14 protein-coding genes are annotated in these 13,817 nt (G+C 69.2%); 5 read left to right on the top strand and 9 right to left on the bottom strand.

The features are described from left to right. Positions 1–9: 9 nt before the first annotated feature. Positions 10–930, bottom strand: a complete 921-nt coding sequence (locus BM249_RS17095; protein WP_091974278.1) for a DUF58 domain-containing protein — start codon at positions 928–930, stop codon at positions 10–12. A gap of 3 nt (positions 931–933) precedes the next feature. Beyond that, positions 934–1,938 (bottom strand): AAA family ATPase, encoded by a 1,005-nt coding sequence (locus BM249_RS17090; RefSeq protein WP_091974276.1) that lies wholly within the window; start codon positions 1,936–1,938, stop codon positions 934–936. A gap of 213 nt (positions 1,939–2,151) precedes the next feature. Between BM249_RS17090 and BM249_RS17085 the strand changes: the two genes are divergently transcribed. The 4 genes from BM249_RS17085 to BM249_RS17070 are packed head-to-tail and all read left to right on the top strand — an operon-like array spanning position 2,152 to position 4,852. Next, the gene (locus tag BM249_RS17085; protein WP_091974312.1) at positions 2,152–2,721 is read left to right on the top strand and encodes a DUF1285 domain-containing protein; all 570 of its coding nucleotides are present in this window, start codon (positions 2,152–2,154) and stop codon (positions 2,719–2,721) included. Then, positions 2,718–3,347 (top strand): CoA pyrophosphatase, encoded by a 630-nt coding sequence (locus tag BM249_RS17080; RefSeq protein WP_091974274.1) that lies wholly within the window; start codon positions 2,718–2,720, stop codon positions 3,345–3,347. Before BM249_RS17085 ends, BM249_RS17080 begins: the two co-directional genes overlap by 4 nt. Before the next feature lie 24 nt (positions 3,348–3,371). After that, positions 3,372–3,629 carry a DUF6111 family protein gene (locus BM249_RS17075; protein ID WP_091974272.1) on the top strand — a complete coding sequence of 86 codons (258 nt, stop codon included), beginning with the start codon at positions 3,372–3,374 and terminating at the stop codon, positions 3,627–3,629. 38 nt (positions 3,630–3,667) lie between these two features. Further along, positions 3,668–4,852: a CCA tRNA nucleotidyltransferase gene (locus BM249_RS17070; protein WP_091974270.1), complete on the top strand. Its 1,185-nt coding sequence runs from the start codon at positions 3,668–3,670 to the stop codon at positions 4,850–4,852. A gap of 187 nt (positions 4,853–5,039) precedes the next feature. Here the strand turns inward: BM249_RS17070 and atpC are convergent, their stop codons facing one another. The 7 genes from atpC to BM249_RS17035 form a co-directional block, all read right to left on the bottom strand. Continuing rightward, complete coding sequence (gene atpC / locus BM249_RS17065) at positions 5,040–5,441, bottom strand: ATP synthase F1 subunit epsilon (RefSeq protein ID WP_091974268.1); 402 nt, start codon at positions 5,439–5,441, stop codon at positions 5,040–5,042. 137 nt (positions 5,442–5,578) lie between these two features. Next, positions 5,579–7,039, bottom strand: a complete 1,461-nt coding sequence (gene atpD, locus BM249_RS17060) for a F0F1 ATP synthase subunit beta (protein ID WP_091974266.1) — start codon at positions 7,037–7,039, stop codon at positions 5,579–5,581. 45 nt (positions 7,040–7,084) lie between these two features. Then, positions 7,085–7,960 carry a F0F1 ATP synthase subunit gamma gene (locus BM249_RS17055; protein WP_091974264.1) on the bottom strand — a complete coding sequence of 292 codons (876 nt, stop codon included), beginning with the start codon at positions 7,958–7,960 and terminating at the stop codon, positions 7,085–7,087. A 117-nt stretch (positions 7,961–8,077) separates the two neighbouring features. Then, positions 8,078–9,607: a F0F1 ATP synthase subunit alpha gene (atpA, locus tag BM249_RS17050; RefSeq protein ID WP_091974261.1), complete on the bottom strand. Its 1,530-nt coding sequence runs from the start codon at positions 9,605–9,607 to the stop codon at positions 8,078–8,080. Between the two features lie 69 nt (positions 9,608–9,676). Continuing rightward, positions 9,677–10,249 (bottom strand): F0F1 ATP synthase subunit delta, encoded by a 573-nt coding sequence (locus BM249_RS17045; protein ID WP_091974259.1) that lies wholly within the window; start codon positions 10,247–10,249, stop codon positions 9,677–9,679. A 406-nt stretch (positions 10,250–10,655) separates the two neighbouring features. Next, positions 10,656–11,351, bottom strand: coding sequence for a DsbA family protein (locus BM249_RS17040; RefSeq protein WP_091974257.1), 696 nt, complete (start codon positions 11,349–11,351; stop codon positions 10,656–10,658). A gap of 138 nt (positions 11,352–11,489) precedes the next feature. After that, positions 11,490–12,119: a 2-hydroxychromene-2-carboxylate isomerase gene (locus BM249_RS17035; protein ID WP_091974255.1), complete on the bottom strand. Its 630-nt coding sequence runs from the start codon at positions 12,117–12,119 to the stop codon at positions 11,490–11,492. A gap of 245 nt (positions 12,120–12,364) precedes the next feature. On the opposite strand from BM249_RS17035, the gene BM249_RS17030 reads away from it, so the two are divergent. Continuing rightward, positions 12,365–13,606: an argininosuccinate synthase gene (locus BM249_RS17030; RefSeq protein WP_091974253.1), complete on the top strand. Its 1,242-nt coding sequence runs from the start codon at positions 12,365–12,367 to the stop codon at positions 13,604–13,606. The last annotated feature ends 211 nt before the right edge of the window (positions 13,607–13,817 follow it).

The raw sequence follows: 13,817 nt of genomic DNA, 5'->3' as shown, positions 1-13,817 counted from the left end.
TCGTGGTCCTCAGCCGGTCCCGCGCGCGGCGGCCACGAGGGTGAGCAGGCGCAGGGCGGCTTCGCTGGCCGGTCGGTCGGTGCGGTGGAGGGTGAGGGTCCAGCCCTGCGCGCGGGCGATCTCGGCGAGACCGGCGCGGTGCGCGGCGAGGCGGTCGCGGTAGGCGTCGCCCCAGGCCCCGGCATCACCGATGGCGAGGCTGCGGTTCGTCTCCGGATCGTGCAGCACCGCCTGACCCGAGAACGGGAAGGTTTCCTCCACGGGGTCGGCAATGGCCACGAGGTGGCCGTGGGTGCCGTGGGCCGCGATGGCGTCGACCGAGGCTTTCACCTCGCTCAAGGGCGACAGGAAATCGCTGACGAGGATCGCCTCGTCGAAGCGGCCCGGCGTGGCACGGGGCGGCGCGTCGTTCGTGAGCCCGGCGCCATCGCCCACGAGGGCCTGGGCCAGGGTCTCGACGATGCGGCGCGACGTGACGGCGCGGGTGAGGCCCAGCAGCCCGACCCGTTCGCCGCCCTCCACCAGGGTATCGGCGAGGGCGAAGGCCAGCACCAGGGCTCGCTCCACCTTCGGCGCCTGGGCGAGGTGCGAAGCGAATCCCATGGAAGCCGAGCGGTCGACCCAGAACCAGATGTTGTGGGCCGCCTCCCATTCGCGCTCGCGCACGTAAAGCCGGTCGTCGCGGGCTGAGCGGCGCCAGTCGATGCGCGCCGCCGCCTCGCCGGCCACGAAGGGGCGGAACTGCCAGAAGCTCTCGCCCGGTCCCGCCCGGCGGCGCCCGTGAAGGCCGTGCGCCAGGGTGGTGGACACCCGCCGGGCTTCGAGGATCAGGCGGGGCATCCGCTCGGCGAGCTCAAGCGCGCTCTCGGTCTCGCGCCGCCCCGGCGTGCGGGCCTCGGCGGGCAAGACGCGCGTGGGAGATAGGGCCATCGCCTAGAGCTTGGCCGCGAGCCCGGCGATGAGACCCGGAATGGTCTCGCCGTCGGCCCGTGCGGCGAAACTGAGCGCCATGCGGTGCTTGAGGACGGGTTCGGCGAGCGCCTTCACGTCGGCGATGGAGGGGGCGACGCGGCCCTCGATGAGGGCGCGGGCGCGCACCGCCAGGGTGAGGGCCTGACTGGCGCGGGGGCCCGGTCCCCACAGGAGCTTGCCCTTGAGGGACGGATCGCCGCCCTCGGGCCTGGCCGAGCGCACGAGGTCGAGGATCGCGTCCACCACGGCGTCGCCGACCGGCAGGCGGCGCACGAGGCGCTGGGCCGTCAGCAACTGCTCGGTGTCCATCACCGCCTTCGGCTTGTGATCGTCGACGCCCGTGGTCTCGATGAGAATGCGACGCTCGGCGGCGCGGTCGGGATAGCCGACGTCGATCTCCAGCAGGAACCGGTCGAGCTGTGCTTCCGGCAGGGGGTAGGTGCCCTCCTGCTCGATGGGGTTCTGGGTCGCCAGCACGTGGAAGGGGCGCGGCAGGTCGTGGCGCTCGCCCGCCACGGAGACGAAATGCTCCTGCATGGCCTGGAGCAGGGCCGATTGGGTGCGCGGGCTCGCACGGTTGATCTCGTCGGCCATGAGGAGTTGGGTGAAGACTGGCCCCTTCACGAAGCGGAACGAGCGGTGCCGGTTGGCGTCCTCGTCCAAGATCTCGGTGCCTAGGATGTCGGACGGCATCAGATCGGGGGTGAACTGGACGCGCCGGCCATCGAGGCCGAGCACGGTGCCGAGGGTCTCGACGAGTTTGGTCTTGGCCAGGCCCGGCAGGCCGACCAGCAGACCGTGGCCGCCCGCCAGGATGGTGATGAGCGAGAGATCGACCACCTGCTCCTGGCCGAAGATCACCCGGTGGACCGCCTCGCGCGCTTGGCCCACCGTCTCGAGACAGGCTTCCGCCGTGGCGACGATGCCGTCGTCGAGAGCCGTGGCCGGCTGGGAGCCTTGCGTCATGCGGTGTCGGTCCTCGCGGGAGCCGCGACGTGTCGGGTCGAGGCGGCGTTCAGGGTGGCGGAGTGTGGCGCCGTTTGCCTCGCCCTGGCAAGGTCGGCGCGACGCCGCAGGCGCGAAGCGCCCGTTTGACAGTGCCTTTCGGGCCGCGAATCGCCCGGGCTCGCGGCGGAGTCCGGCTGTACCCAACGGTGTGGGGGGCGCTATCTCATGGCCATGACCACGTCTTCGTCCGATCCGACCATCGACCGCCTGAGCGCCGCCCTTGGGGACCTCCCCCGGCGCGGCCCCCCGCCCGTCGAGCAATGGAATCCGCCCTATTGCGGCGCCATCGACATGCGCATCGCCGCCGACGGGACCTGGTTCCACGATGGCGCGCCGATCCGGCGTCCCGCCCTCGTCAAGCTGTTCGCCTCGATCCTCCGCCGAGAGCCCGATGGACGGGTGGTGCTGGTGACCCCGGTGGAGAGCGTCGGCATCACCGTGGAGGACGCGGCCTTCGTGGCCGTCGAGATGGCCGTGGAGGGGGACGGCGACGGGCGCCGCATCGCCATCCGCACCAACGTCGATGACCTCGTGGCGGTGGATGCCGACCATGCCCTACGGTTCGAGGAGGATGCGGCCGGGGGCCTGCGCCCCTACGTCCATGTCCGGCGCGGCCTCTGGGCCCTGGTGACGCGGGCCCTCACCTACGATCTCGTGGCTCTCGCCGAGGAGCGCGACGGCTGGCTCGGCATCGCCGCCGGGGGCCTGTTCCACCGGATCGCCCCCGCCGCCGGGGCATGAGCGCGGACGCCGTCGCCGATTTCGTCGCCCGTGCCGCCCGCCTCGACACGGAGCCGCCGCGGCCCGGGGAGCCGACCGCCAATCCCCGCGGCGACCACGACCTCGACGGCCCCGAGGTCGTCCCGGAGGGGCCGCATCGCCGCGCGGCGGTGCTGGTCCCCGTGGTGCCCCGCCCGGCGGGGCTCGGCGTCATCTTCACCGTGCGCTCGGCACACCTGCGCGACCATTCCGGCCAGATCGCGTTTCCGGGCGGCAAGATCGACCCAGGTGACGCCTCCCCCGCCGCCGCCGCCCTGCGCGAGGCCCAGGAGGAGATCGGCCTCGAAGCGGGCGCGGTCCGGACGCTCGGCTACCTCGACCCCTACCTCTCGGCCACGGGCTTCCTGGTGATCCCGGTGCTCGGCCTCGTCGATCCGGACGCGCCCCTGCGCCCCAACCCCGCCGAGGTGGCGGCGATCTTCGAGGCACCCCTCACCCATCTCCTCAACCGCAGCCTGCGGCGAATCGAGAGCGCGGACTGGCGGGGGCGCACCCGCCGCACCTATGTGATCCCCTACGGCGCCCACCGGATCTGGGGCGTGACGGCCGGCATCGTGAACAACCTTCACGAGCGCCTGTATCCCTGATCCAGCGCACCGCGCGAGAGTTTCATGATCCGCAGACTCGTCGAGGAAGTCGCCCTTTTCCTCCTGCCGTTCCTGCTGTTCGCCGGTTACCTCGCCCTCAGCGGCCGGCATCCTCACGACAAGGCCCATTGGGAGGGCAAGGTCTTTCGCCTCACCCTCACGGGACTCGTCCTGGCCATCCTCGCCCTCGTGGCCACCGGCCTGTTCGGCGAGCGCCATCGCGGCGGCTACGTGCCGCCGCACATGGAGAACGGCGTCGTGGTGCCGGGGCAGTTCCGGTGAGACCCCTCGATTCGAACGGCCCCCGCCGCCTCCTGGCAATGGCAGGTGTCGGACGGGTGTTGGACGCCCTGGCGGTCGCGGGCGAAGAGACACGCCTCGTCGGTGGCTGCGTCCGTGATGCCCTCCTCGGCCGCCCGTCCGACGACATCGATCTGGCCACAACCCTGACGCCGGAGGCCGTCATCGCCCGCGCGGCGGCGGCGTCCTTGCGCAGCATCCCCACGGGGATCGAGCACGGCACCGTGACGCTGCTCGTCGGGGTCCAGACGTTCGAGGTTACGACCCTGCGGGAGGATGTCGAGACCGATGGACGCCACGCCGTGGTGCGGTTCGGCCGCGACTTCGCCCGCGACGCCGAGCGCCGGGACTTCACCATCAACGCCCTGTCGGTGGACGTCACCGGCACGGTCCAGGACACCACGGGCGGGATCGCCGACCTCGCGGCGGGCCGCGTGCGCTTCATCGGCGACGCCCGGACCCGCATTCGCGAGGACGCCTTGCGCATCCTGCGGTTCTTTCGGTTCCAGGCCCGCTACGGCCTCGGCCCACCCGATCCGGAGGGGCTCGCCGCCTGCATCGCCGCCCGCGCCGCCCTCGACGGCCTGTCGCGCGAGCGGGTGCGGGCCGAACTGTTGAAACTGGTGATGGCACCCGGCAGCATCGCGGCGGTGACGACCTTGAGCGAGACCGGTCTCCTCGGCCGCCTCATCGGCGGACTCGGTGACCTGCGGCGGTTCGCGCGCGTTGCGCAGGCGCCCACCGATGCGGCGGGGCGCCTCGCCGCTCTGGCGGTCTTTTCGGAAGACGATGCCGAACGGCTGGCCGGGCGGTTGCGCCTCTCGAAGGCCGAACTGGTTCGGCTCGCCACCTACGCACGGGCGCTCGTGGCCGCGAAAACCCTGGAAACGATCGACGAATCGCGCCTGCGCGGTCTGGCGGCGCTCCACGGGGCGCCGAACCTCGAACTGGCCTTCACGGCCCTGGGGGGCGGATCGCGCCCGACTCTGACGGCCGAGGCCGGCGATCTCCTCGGGCGGATGGCACGGGGCGAGGTGGCGGCGCCGGTCTTTCCCCTCACGGGGGCGGATCTCGTGGCCCACGGCATCCCGCCTGGGCGGGAGATCGGACGGCGCCTCGGCCGCGCGCGGGCGCTCTGGCTCGAAGCCGGCTGCCCGGAGGGGATCGAGGCACGGGAGACTCTGCTGGTCCGCGCCCTCTCCTAACGGTTAGGGCGACGTCCGCGATTCACGAATCACGGACGTCGCCCTCGATCCTGCTACGGTCGCACGCTCTTCATGCGACCCGAAAACCACTTCCCTCGACAGGGCTTGGAGTGCCCCATGAAACTCCCGTCCCCGGACGGTTCTCGCTCTGAAGACGACGGGAGAGCGGGAGTTTCGTGAGAAACACTCAGAGGGCCAACGCCACCTTGGCGTCCTGGAGCTGGACGATCTGGCCGTTCAGCTCGTCCTTCTTGGCGAAGTCCGTCGTGGCGTCGCGCAGGAGCTCGACGGCGGCGATGTCGCGGTCGAGGGATTCCGGCGTGATCTCCTCGAAGGCCGTGGCCCGCTCGGCGATGACGGTGACGGAGGTCGGTCCGATATCGGCGAAGCCGCCTCGCACGAGGACGCGCTTGCCGGCATGTCCCGCCTCGTTGATCACGATCACGCCGACCTTGAGGGCCGTGAGCACGGGCGCGTGGCCGGGCAGGACGGTCATCTCGCCGTCGACGCCGGGCAGCTGCACCGCCTCGATGGGGCCGGAATACACCGTGCGCTCGGGGCCGACGAAATCGAACTGGAAGGTGGCCATATCGTCGCGAATCCCGGTTCGGGTTGTCTGCTGTTTAGAAACGGCGCGCGGCCCGGGGCCGTGCGCCGTGGATGGGGTCAGGCCCGGTCGCGACCGGCGGTGGCGCCGGTCGCGAGGCCGATCCTGCGGTTCGAGTCTTAGGCCGCCGCGGCGATCTTCTTCGCCTTCTCCTTGGCGTCCTCGATGGTGCCGACCATGTAGAACGCCGCCTCCGGCAGGTCGTCGTAGTCGCCGTTCACGAGGCCCTTGAAGCCCTTGATCGTGTCGGCCAGCGGCACCTGGATGCCGGGCGAGCCGGTGAAGATCTCGGCCACCGAGAAGGGCTGCGAGAAGAAGCGCTCGATCTTGCGGGCGCGGGCCACGGTGAGCTTGTCCTCTTCCGAGAGCTCGTCCATGCCCAGGATCGCGATGATGTCCTGCAGGGCCTTGTAGCGCTGCAGGGTCTGCTGGACCTTGCGGGCGACCTCGTAGTGCTCGTCACCGAGCACGGCGGGGTTGAGCATGCGCGAGGTGGAGTCGAGCGGGTCCACGGCCGGGTAGATGCCCTTCTCGGCGATGGAGCGCGACAGCACCGTCGTGGCGTCGAGGTGGGCGAACGAGGCGGCGGGCGCCGGGTCGGTCAGATCGTCGGCCGGCACGTAGATGGCCTGCACCGAGGTGATCGAGCCCTTGGTGGTGGTGGTGATGCGCTCCTGCAGGGCGCCCATGTCGGTGGCGAGCGTCGGCTGGTAGCCCACGGCCGAGGGGATGCGGCCGAGAAGCGCCGACACTTCCGAACCGGCCTGGGTGAAGCGGAAGATGTTGTCCACGAAGAACAGCACGTCCTGGCCCTGATCGCGGAAATCTTCCGCGATGGTGAGGCCGGTGAGCGCCACGCGCGAGCGGGCGCCGGGGGACTCGTTCATCTGGCCGTACACGAGGGCGCACTTGGAGCCTTCGGCCGAGCCGTTGTGCTCCTTCGGGTCCATGTTCACCTTGGACTCGATCATCTCGTGGTAGAGATCGTTGCCCTCGCGGGTGCGCTCACCCACGCCGGCGAACACCGAGTAGCCCGAGTGCACCTTGGCGATGTTGTTGATGAGCTCCATGATCAGCACGGTCTTGCCGACGCCGGCGCCGCCGAACAGGCCGATCTTGCCGCCCTTGGCGTAGGGGGCGAGGAGATCCACCACCTTGATGCCGGTGACGAGGATCTGCGACTCGGTGGACTGCTCGGAATAGGCGGGCGCCGGCTGGTGGATGGCGCGGAGCGTCTCGGACTGGATCGGGCCGGCCTCGTCGATGGGCTCGCCGATGACGTTCATGATGCGGCCGAGGGTGTTGAAGCCCACCGGCACCTTGATGGCCTCGCCCGTGTCGGTGACCTCCTGGCCGCGGACCAGACCCTCGGAGGTGTCCATGGCGATGCAGCGCACGGTGCTCTCACCGAGCTGCATGGCGACTTCGAGAACGAGGCGGTTGCCGTTGTTCTTGGTTTCGAGGGCGTTCAGGATCTCGGGAAGGTGGCCGTCGAAGGCCACGTCGACGACGGGGCCGATGACCTGGGTGATCTTGCCGACCTTGCTCGAGCCGGCGCCGGGGATCGCGGTGTTCGCCATGTTAACGGTCCTTGAGAGATGTTGCGGTCAGGGCGTCGGGAGCGCTTAGAGCGCTTCGGCGCCCGAGATGATCTCGATGAGTTCCTTGGTGATCATGGCCTGACGCGTGCGGTTGTAGATCTGCGTCTGCTTCTTGATCATCTCGCCGGCGTTGCGCGTGGCGGAATCCATGGCGCCCGTGCGGGCACCCTGCTCGGAGGCGGCGTTCTCGAGGAGCGCCCGGAACACCTGCACCGTGAGGTTGCGCGGCAGCAGCGTGTCGAGGATCACCTCTTCGTTCGGCTCGAACTGCAGGGCGGCGTCGGGGGCGGTGCCGCCGGTCTCGGGCAACTCGGCCGGGATCAGGCGCTGGGCGGTGGGCACCTGCGCGATGACCGAGCGGAACCGCGAGTAGAACAGCGTCGCGACGTCGAACTCACCGGCGTCGAAGCGCGCGATGATGCTGTCGGCGATCTCGGCGGCGAACTCGTAATCCACCGGCTTGTTGCCGCGCAGGTCCCGGTTCTCGATGATCTGATCGCGGTACTGCCGACGCAGGAGGTCGTAGCCCTTCTTGCCGACGGTGACGATCTTGACCGTCTTGCCCTCGGCCGTCAGGCGGCGGATGTGCTCGCGGGCCAGACGCACGATGGAGGAGTTGAAGCCGCCGCACAGGCCGCGATCGGCGGTGCAGACGATGAGGAGGTGGGTCTTCTCGGAGCCCGTGCCGGAGAGCAGCCGGGGGCCCTGCACGCCGCCGACGAGGTTCGCCGCGAGGTTTCCGAGCACCTGGGACATCTTCTCGGCGTAGGGACGCGCGCTTTCGGCGGCCATCTGGGCGCGCCGCAGCTTGGCGGCGGCGACCATCTGCATGGCCTTGGTGATCTTCTGCGTGCCCTTCACCGACGCGATGCGGTTACGCAGATCCTTCAAACTCGCCATGGGTGTCTTCCAGATCCATCCGCTACGGCTCGGGAGGGGGCGCCCGGCCTTCCGGGCGCCTCACTGACGGGGCCGGTCCCGAGACGGACCGGCCAGGACTTGGTCAGGCCGGGGGCCTCAGGCCAGCGACTTGGCCACGCCCTCGACGACGCTCTTCAGCGTCTTGGCGCTGTCGTCGGACAGATCCTTCGAGTCGCGGATCTTGGTGAGCAGATCGGCGTGCTTCGTGCGCAGGGTCGACAGCAGGGCGTCCTCGAACGGACGGACCTTCGAGACCGGCAGGTTGTCGAGGTAGCCGTTGACGCCGGCGTAGATCACCGCGACCTGCTCTTCCATCTTCAGCGGCGAGAATTGCGGCTGCTTCAGGAGTTCGGTCAGGCGCGAGCCGCGGTTCAGCAGCTTCTGGGTCGACGCGTCGAGGTCGGAGCCGAACTGCGCGAAGGCGGCCATCTCGCGGTACTGGGCGAGCTCACCCTTGATCTTGCCGGCGACCTTTTTCATGGCCTTCGTCTGGGCCGAGGAGCCCACGCGGGAGACCGAGAGGCCGACGTTCACCGCCGGGCGGATGCCCTGGTAGAACAGATCGGTCTCGAGGAAGATCTGGCCGTCGGTGATCGAGATCACGTTGGTGGGGATGTAGGCCGAGACGTCGTTCGCCTGGGTCTCGATGACCGGAAGCGCGGTCAGCGAACCGTTGCCGGCGGCGTCGCCCATCTTGGCGGCGCGCTCGAGGAGACGCGAGTGGAGGTAGAACACGTCGCCCGGGTAAGCCTCGCGGCCCGGCGGACGGCGCAGGAGCAGGGACATCTGGCGGTAGGCCACGGCCTGCTTCGAGAGATCGTCATACACGATCACGGCATGCATGCCGTTGTCGCGGAAGTACTCGCCCATGGCGCAGCCGGCGAACGGTGCGATGAACTGCATCGGCGCGGCGTCGGAGGCGGTGGCGGCGATCACGATGGAGTATTCGAGCGCGCCGTTGTCCTCGAGGGACTTCACGAACTGGGCGACCGTCGAGCGCTTCTGGCCGATGGCGACGTAGACGCAGTAGAGCTTGGCGTTCTCGTCGGTGCCGGCGTGAGCGGGCTTCTGGTTCAGGATCGTGTCCAGGGCGATGGCGGTCTTGCCGGTCTGGCGATCGCCGATGATGAGCTCGCGCTGGCCGCGGCCGACGGGGATCAGGGCGTCGATGGCCTTCAGGCCCGTGGCCATCGGCTCGTGCACCGACTTGCGCGGGATGATGCCGGGGGCCTTCACGTCGACGCGGCGACGCTCGGTGGTGGCGATGGGGCCCTTGCCGTCGATGGGGTTGCCCAGCGCGTCGACGACGCGGCCGAGCAGCGCCTTGCCCACCGGCACGTCCACGATGGCGCCGGTCCGCTTGACGGTCTGGCCTTCCTTGATGTCGCGGTCGGACCCGAAGATCACGATGCCGACGTTGTCCTGCTCGAGGTTGAGGGCCATGCCGCGCACGCCCGACTCGAACTCGACCATCTCGCCGGCCTGAACGCTGTCGAGGCCGTAGGCGCGGGCGATGCCGTCACCGACGGACAGAACCTGACCCACCTCGGTGACTTCGGCTTCCTGGCCGAAATTCTTGATCTGATCCTTCAGGATCGCGGAGATCTCGGCGGCGCGGATGTCCATCGTCGGGCCTCTTGTCGTTGATTGAATGAATGGGTCTTGAAGAACGGGAAGGGTCGGGCCTGTGACGGCCTACCGGGCTTCCCGCATGGCAAGGCGAATACCGTTGAGCTTGGTCCGCAGGGACGCATCCACCATGCGGCTGCCGATCTTGACCACGAGGCCGCCGATCAGGCTGGGGTCGATCCGGAGGTCGAGGTCGATCTCAGCCCGGGCGACGTCGCGCAGGGACGCCTTGATCTCCTCGACGACGGCGTCGGACGGACGCTCGGCGACGGTGACCTCGGCGCGCACGATCCCCTTCGAGTCCCGCACGAGGCCCCGGAAGGCGCGGATCATGTCGGGCAGGGCGAACAGGCGGCGGTTGGAGGCGGCGAGGCGAATGAAATTCGCGCCGAGTCCGCCGATGCCGGCCTTCTCGAGGAGGGCGCCGATGGCGGAGGCCTGCTCCTCGCCGGAGAAGACGGGGCTACGCACGAAACGGCGCAGATCCGCGCTCTCCTTGAGGAGCGCATCGAACTGATCGAGGCTCGCCGCGACACCATCGATATCGCGCTCGTCGCGCGCCAGTTCGAACAGGGCCGACGCGTAACGCGCCGCCACACCTGCAACCGGGGAACCCGCCTCGGAACCGTTCTGCGCCACGCGCCGCTCTCTCTTCAATCCGGCCCTAGGGTTTCCCGCCACCGCGTGCCGTGGAGTGCGGCGCGGCTTCGAAAACCGTCAGGATTGGGAACTGCCGGTCTGCGCGGGTCATATCAAAACCCGCCCTTCCGGCGCGGCGAGGGCCTAGCATGCGGGTTGTGGGGGCGCAAGACGATGGGCCGCGCCCGCACGGGAGAGGCGCGAAGGGGGCGAGGCGACCGTCGAATCGGCCGACTGCCGTTGTGCGCTGCGGGAGATTCGGTCGCTCCAAACGGTGGCGAAGGTGAGGCGGGGACGCTTCGTACCGGTTCCGAACGATCCACTCGGTCTTCGGCGGGGGCGCGCCCCTCGCCCGACAGGAGAACGAGCGCGTCTCGCCGATCCGACTTGAACGACCGGACATGCGTCAGCAGGTGATTCGATCGCAGCGGCGCGTCGCGGCGATCATCCGCGCGAGGGATTTCGCGCCGGGATGGCCGAGGAGGCCGGTGTTGCCCAGCACGTAGGACGGGGTGGCGGAGAGCCCGAGATCGGCGGCCATGCGCATCTGTGCCTTCAGGGCGAGACGGACCTCCTCGCTGTCGCCGATGGCTTCCAGGTCCGCCGCCGGCACTCCGAGCTTGGCCGCGGCCTTCAGGGCGCCCGGGCCGTCGATGGTGCCGCGCCCGGCCAGCAGGGTACCGTAGAGGCTCCACGCGGCGGACGAGCCGAGCTTGCGCTGCACCGCGAGCACGACCTTGGCGGCTTGCGCCGATTGCGGCGACAGGATCGGGTTGTTGATGAGGCCGATGCGGAGGGTCGGGTCGCTCTCGGCGAGGGACTGCATGTCCGCCGCCGCCTTCCGGCAATACGGGCAATTGTAGTCGAAGAACTCGTACAGCGTCGTCTCGGCCTCGGCCGGGCCGACATAGGTGACGCCCTTCAGGCCGGGGATTTCCCCCACGATCTCGCCGGGCAGGCGCATGTTGGCGACGGGTCGACCCTCGTCGTTGTCGACCTTGTAGGTCTGTCCGTAGCCCTGCCCGTGGGCCCCCCCGGAGAGGCCGGCGCCGAGTCCGGCACCCAGGGATGTGACGAGGAAGTGTCGACGGTCGAAACGCATGGGAGACAGCCCGAGGAGCGAGGAGCGGATCGGGCCGGCTCCTACAGCACCGTGTCCAAAATGGGATTGGGCCCGGGCCGGAGGTCCGTTTTCGCCGACGCCCGTCGCCGATGCCTGTCCTGGAACGCGGTCGCCCGCCTATTCCCGCATGGCGCCCGGCCGGTCGCCGACGGCCCAGGCCAGGGCCTGTTCGAGGCGATCGTTGCCCCAGAACAATTCGCCGTCGCCCGTGAGGAAGGTCGGCGCCCCGAAGATGCCGCGCGAGCGCGCCTCTTCGCCGTTGACCCGCAGGCGACCCTTGTTGGTCTCGGCCGCCGCCTGTTTCAGGATCACCGTGCCGTCGAGGCCGAGGCCATTGAGCAGGCCGACCACGGCCGAGGGCTCGGCGACGGACTGGCCCTTGGCGAATTCGGCTTCGTACACAGCTTTCGAGAAGGGCACGAGCCAGTCATGGTCCATGCCGTAGGTGGCCGCGCGGGTGGCGCTGAGGCTGTTCTGCGGGAACGGGTCGGGCCGCTTCACCGGCGGCAGCCCGAGGCGGGCGGCCTCGCGCTCCACGTCGCGCCACATGTGCCGGCCCTTGGCCGGATAGAGGTTGAACGGCGAGGAATTCCAGCCCTGCGCCGCGAAGATCGGGCCGACGAGAAATGGGCGCCAGCGCACCTCGACGCCGGCGTCTTCCGCCAGGGCTTCGATCCGCATAGCCGCGAGGTAGGAGTAGGTGGAAGCGAACTCGTACCAGAATTCGAGGGTCGGCCGGCGCGGCATACGTCGAAACTCCGGATCGTGTGAGGAGGCCACTTTCGCCGCCCGGCCCCCCGGGGGCAAGGCCGCCGGCAGGGTTAGCAAGCCGTGACCCCGGTCCCTGGGATGAGCGGGGACAAGGCGGTCGGACCCTCGGTGGGGCATGGGGCGAACGCATCCGGCGGCATGGCGGTTGCACCGCCCGTCGCTCCGCTGTTAAGCCGCCGCGAGACGCCAGGCCCCCCTTTTTTCCAATCCGAGCGAATCCGATGTCAGACCCGAACTCGAAGCCCGTCAACAAGGTGGTGCTCGCCTATTCGGGCGGCCTCGACACCTCGATCATCCTGAAGTGGCTGCAGACCACCTACGGCTGCGAGGTCATCACCTTTACGGCCGATCTCGGCCAGGGCGAGGAGCTGGAACCGGCGCGCAAGAAGGCGGAACTCCTCGGCATCAAGCCCGAGAACATCTTCATCGAGGATCTGCGCGAGGAATTCGTGCGGGACTACGTGTTCCCGATGTTCCGCGCCAACGCCGTCTACGAGGGCGTCTACCTGCTCGGCACCTCCATCGCCCGGCCGCTCATCGCCAAGAAGCAGATCGAGATTGCCGAGCGCCTCGGCGCCGACGCCGTCTGTCACGGCGCCACGGGCAAGGGCAACGATCAGGTGCGGTTCGAACTCGGCTACTACGCCCTCAAGCCCGACGTGACCGTGATTGCGCCGTGGCGCGAGTGGGATCTGAAGTCCCGCGAGCAGCTCATCGCCTTCGCCGAACAGCATCAGATTCCCATCGCCAAGGACAAGCGCGGCGAGAGCCCGTTCTCCGTGGACGCCAACCTCCTGCATGCCTCCTCCGAGGGTAAGGTGCTGGAGGACCCCGCCGACGAGGTGCCGGACTACGTGTTTTCCCGGACCCGCTCGCCGGAGGAGGCCCCCGACACGCCGACGGTCATCACCATCGGGTTCGAGAAGGGCGATGCCGTTTCCATCGACGGCGAGCGGCTGTCTCCCGCGACCCTGCTGGCCAAGCTCAACCAGCTCGGCCACGACAACGGCATCGGGCGCCTCGATCTCGTCGAAAACCGCTTCGTCGGCATGAAGAGCCGCGGCATGTACGAGACGCCGGGCGGCACCATCCTGCTGCCGGCCCACCGCGCCATCGAGTCGATCACCCTCGACCGGGGGGCCGCACACCTGAAGGACCAGCTCATGCCGCAATACGCGGAGCTGATCTACAACGGCTTCTGGTTCTCGCCCGAGCGCGAGATGCTCCAGGCTCTCATCGACAAGAGCCAGGAGATGGTGACCGGCGAGGTGCGGCTGAAGCTCTACAAGGGCGGCGTCCACGTCATCGGCCGCACCAGCCCGAACTCCCTGTACGACCAGGATCTCGTCACCTTCGAGGAGGGGGCCGTGGCGTACGATCACCGGGATGCCGCGGGCTTCATCAAGCTCAACGCCCTGCGCCTGCGCACCCTGGCGCAGCGCAAGAAGAAGCTCGGCGCCTGAGGGCGTCATTTCCCCGGTGCGGGCCGCGCCGGGGAGACCGTTCGCGGTGGGGTGCGGGTTCCCTTCTCAGAACCATGGAGGCTGGCTGAAAACCCGAATCCTGCGCGGGAAGCGGTCTGGCTATGCAACGGGCCGAAACTGGGTCGATCAAGGCAAATCGGTGAATCTGCCCTGGGAACAAGACCTGCTCACCGGACTTATGGCTTTGTCC

It is taken from the genome of Methylobacterium gossipiicola (assembly GCF_900113485.1).
Lineage (GTDB): Bacteria > Pseudomonadota > Alphaproteobacteria > Rhizobiales > Beijerinckiaceae > Methylobacterium > Methylobacterium gossipiicola.
Note: the sequence above shows the minus strand (reverse complement) of the source record. Positions and strands in the feature narration are given on the sequence as shown.

What these genes read in the sequence shown, in the direction of transcription:
- BM249_RS17095 (WP_091974278.1), bottom strand. Translation starts at nt 930, where the DNA reads ATGGCCCTATCTCCCACGCGCGTCTTGCCCGCCGAGGCCCGCACGCCG.
- BM249_RS17090 (WP_091974276.1), bottom strand. Translation starts at nt 1,938, where the DNA reads ATGACGCAAGGCTCCCAGCCGGCCACGGCTCTCGACGACGGCATCGTC.
- BM249_RS17085 (WP_091974312.1), top strand. Translation starts at nt 2,152, where the DNA reads ATGACCACGTCTTCGTCCGATCCGACCATCGACCGCCTGAGCGCCGCC.
- BM249_RS17080 (WP_091974274.1), top strand. Translation starts at nt 2,718, where the DNA reads ATGAGCGCGGACGCCGTCGCCGATTTCGTCGCCCGTGCCGCCCGCCTC.
- BM249_RS17075 (WP_091974272.1), top strand. Translation starts at nt 3,372, where the DNA reads ATGATCCGCAGACTCGTCGAGGAAGTCGCCCTTTTCCTCCTGCCGTTC.
- BM249_RS17070 (WP_091974270.1), top strand. Translation starts at nt 3,668, where the DNA reads ATGGCAGGTGTCGGACGGGTGTTGGACGCCCTGGCGGTCGCGGGCGAA.
- atpC (WP_091974268.1), bottom strand. Translation starts at nt 5,441, where the DNA reads ATGGCCACCTTCCAGTTCGATTTCGTCGGCCCCGAGCGCACGGTGTAT.
- atpD (WP_091974266.1), bottom strand. Translation starts at nt 7,039, where the DNA reads ATGGCGAACACCGCGATCCCCGGCGCCGGCTCGAGCAAGGTCGGCAAG.
- BM249_RS17055 (WP_091974264.1), bottom strand. Translation starts at nt 7,960, where the DNA reads ATGGCGAGTTTGAAGGATCTGCGTAACCGCATCGCGTCGGTGAAGGGC.
- atpA (WP_091974261.1), bottom strand. Translation starts at nt 9,607, where the DNA reads ATGGACATCCGCGCCGCCGAGATCTCCGCGATCCTGAAGGATCAGATC.
- BM249_RS17040 (WP_091974257.1), bottom strand. Translation starts at nt 11,351, where the DNA reads ATGCGTTTCGACCGTCGACACTTCCTCGTCACATCCCTGGGTGCCGGA.
- BM249_RS17035 (WP_091974255.1), bottom strand. Translation starts at nt 12,119, where the DNA reads ATGCCGCGCCGGCCGACCCTCGAATTCTGGTACGAGTTCGCTTCCACC.
- BM249_RS17030 (WP_091974253.1), top strand. Translation starts at nt 12,365, where the DNA reads ATGTCAGACCCGAACTCGAAGCCCGTCAACAAGGTGGTGCTCGCCTAT.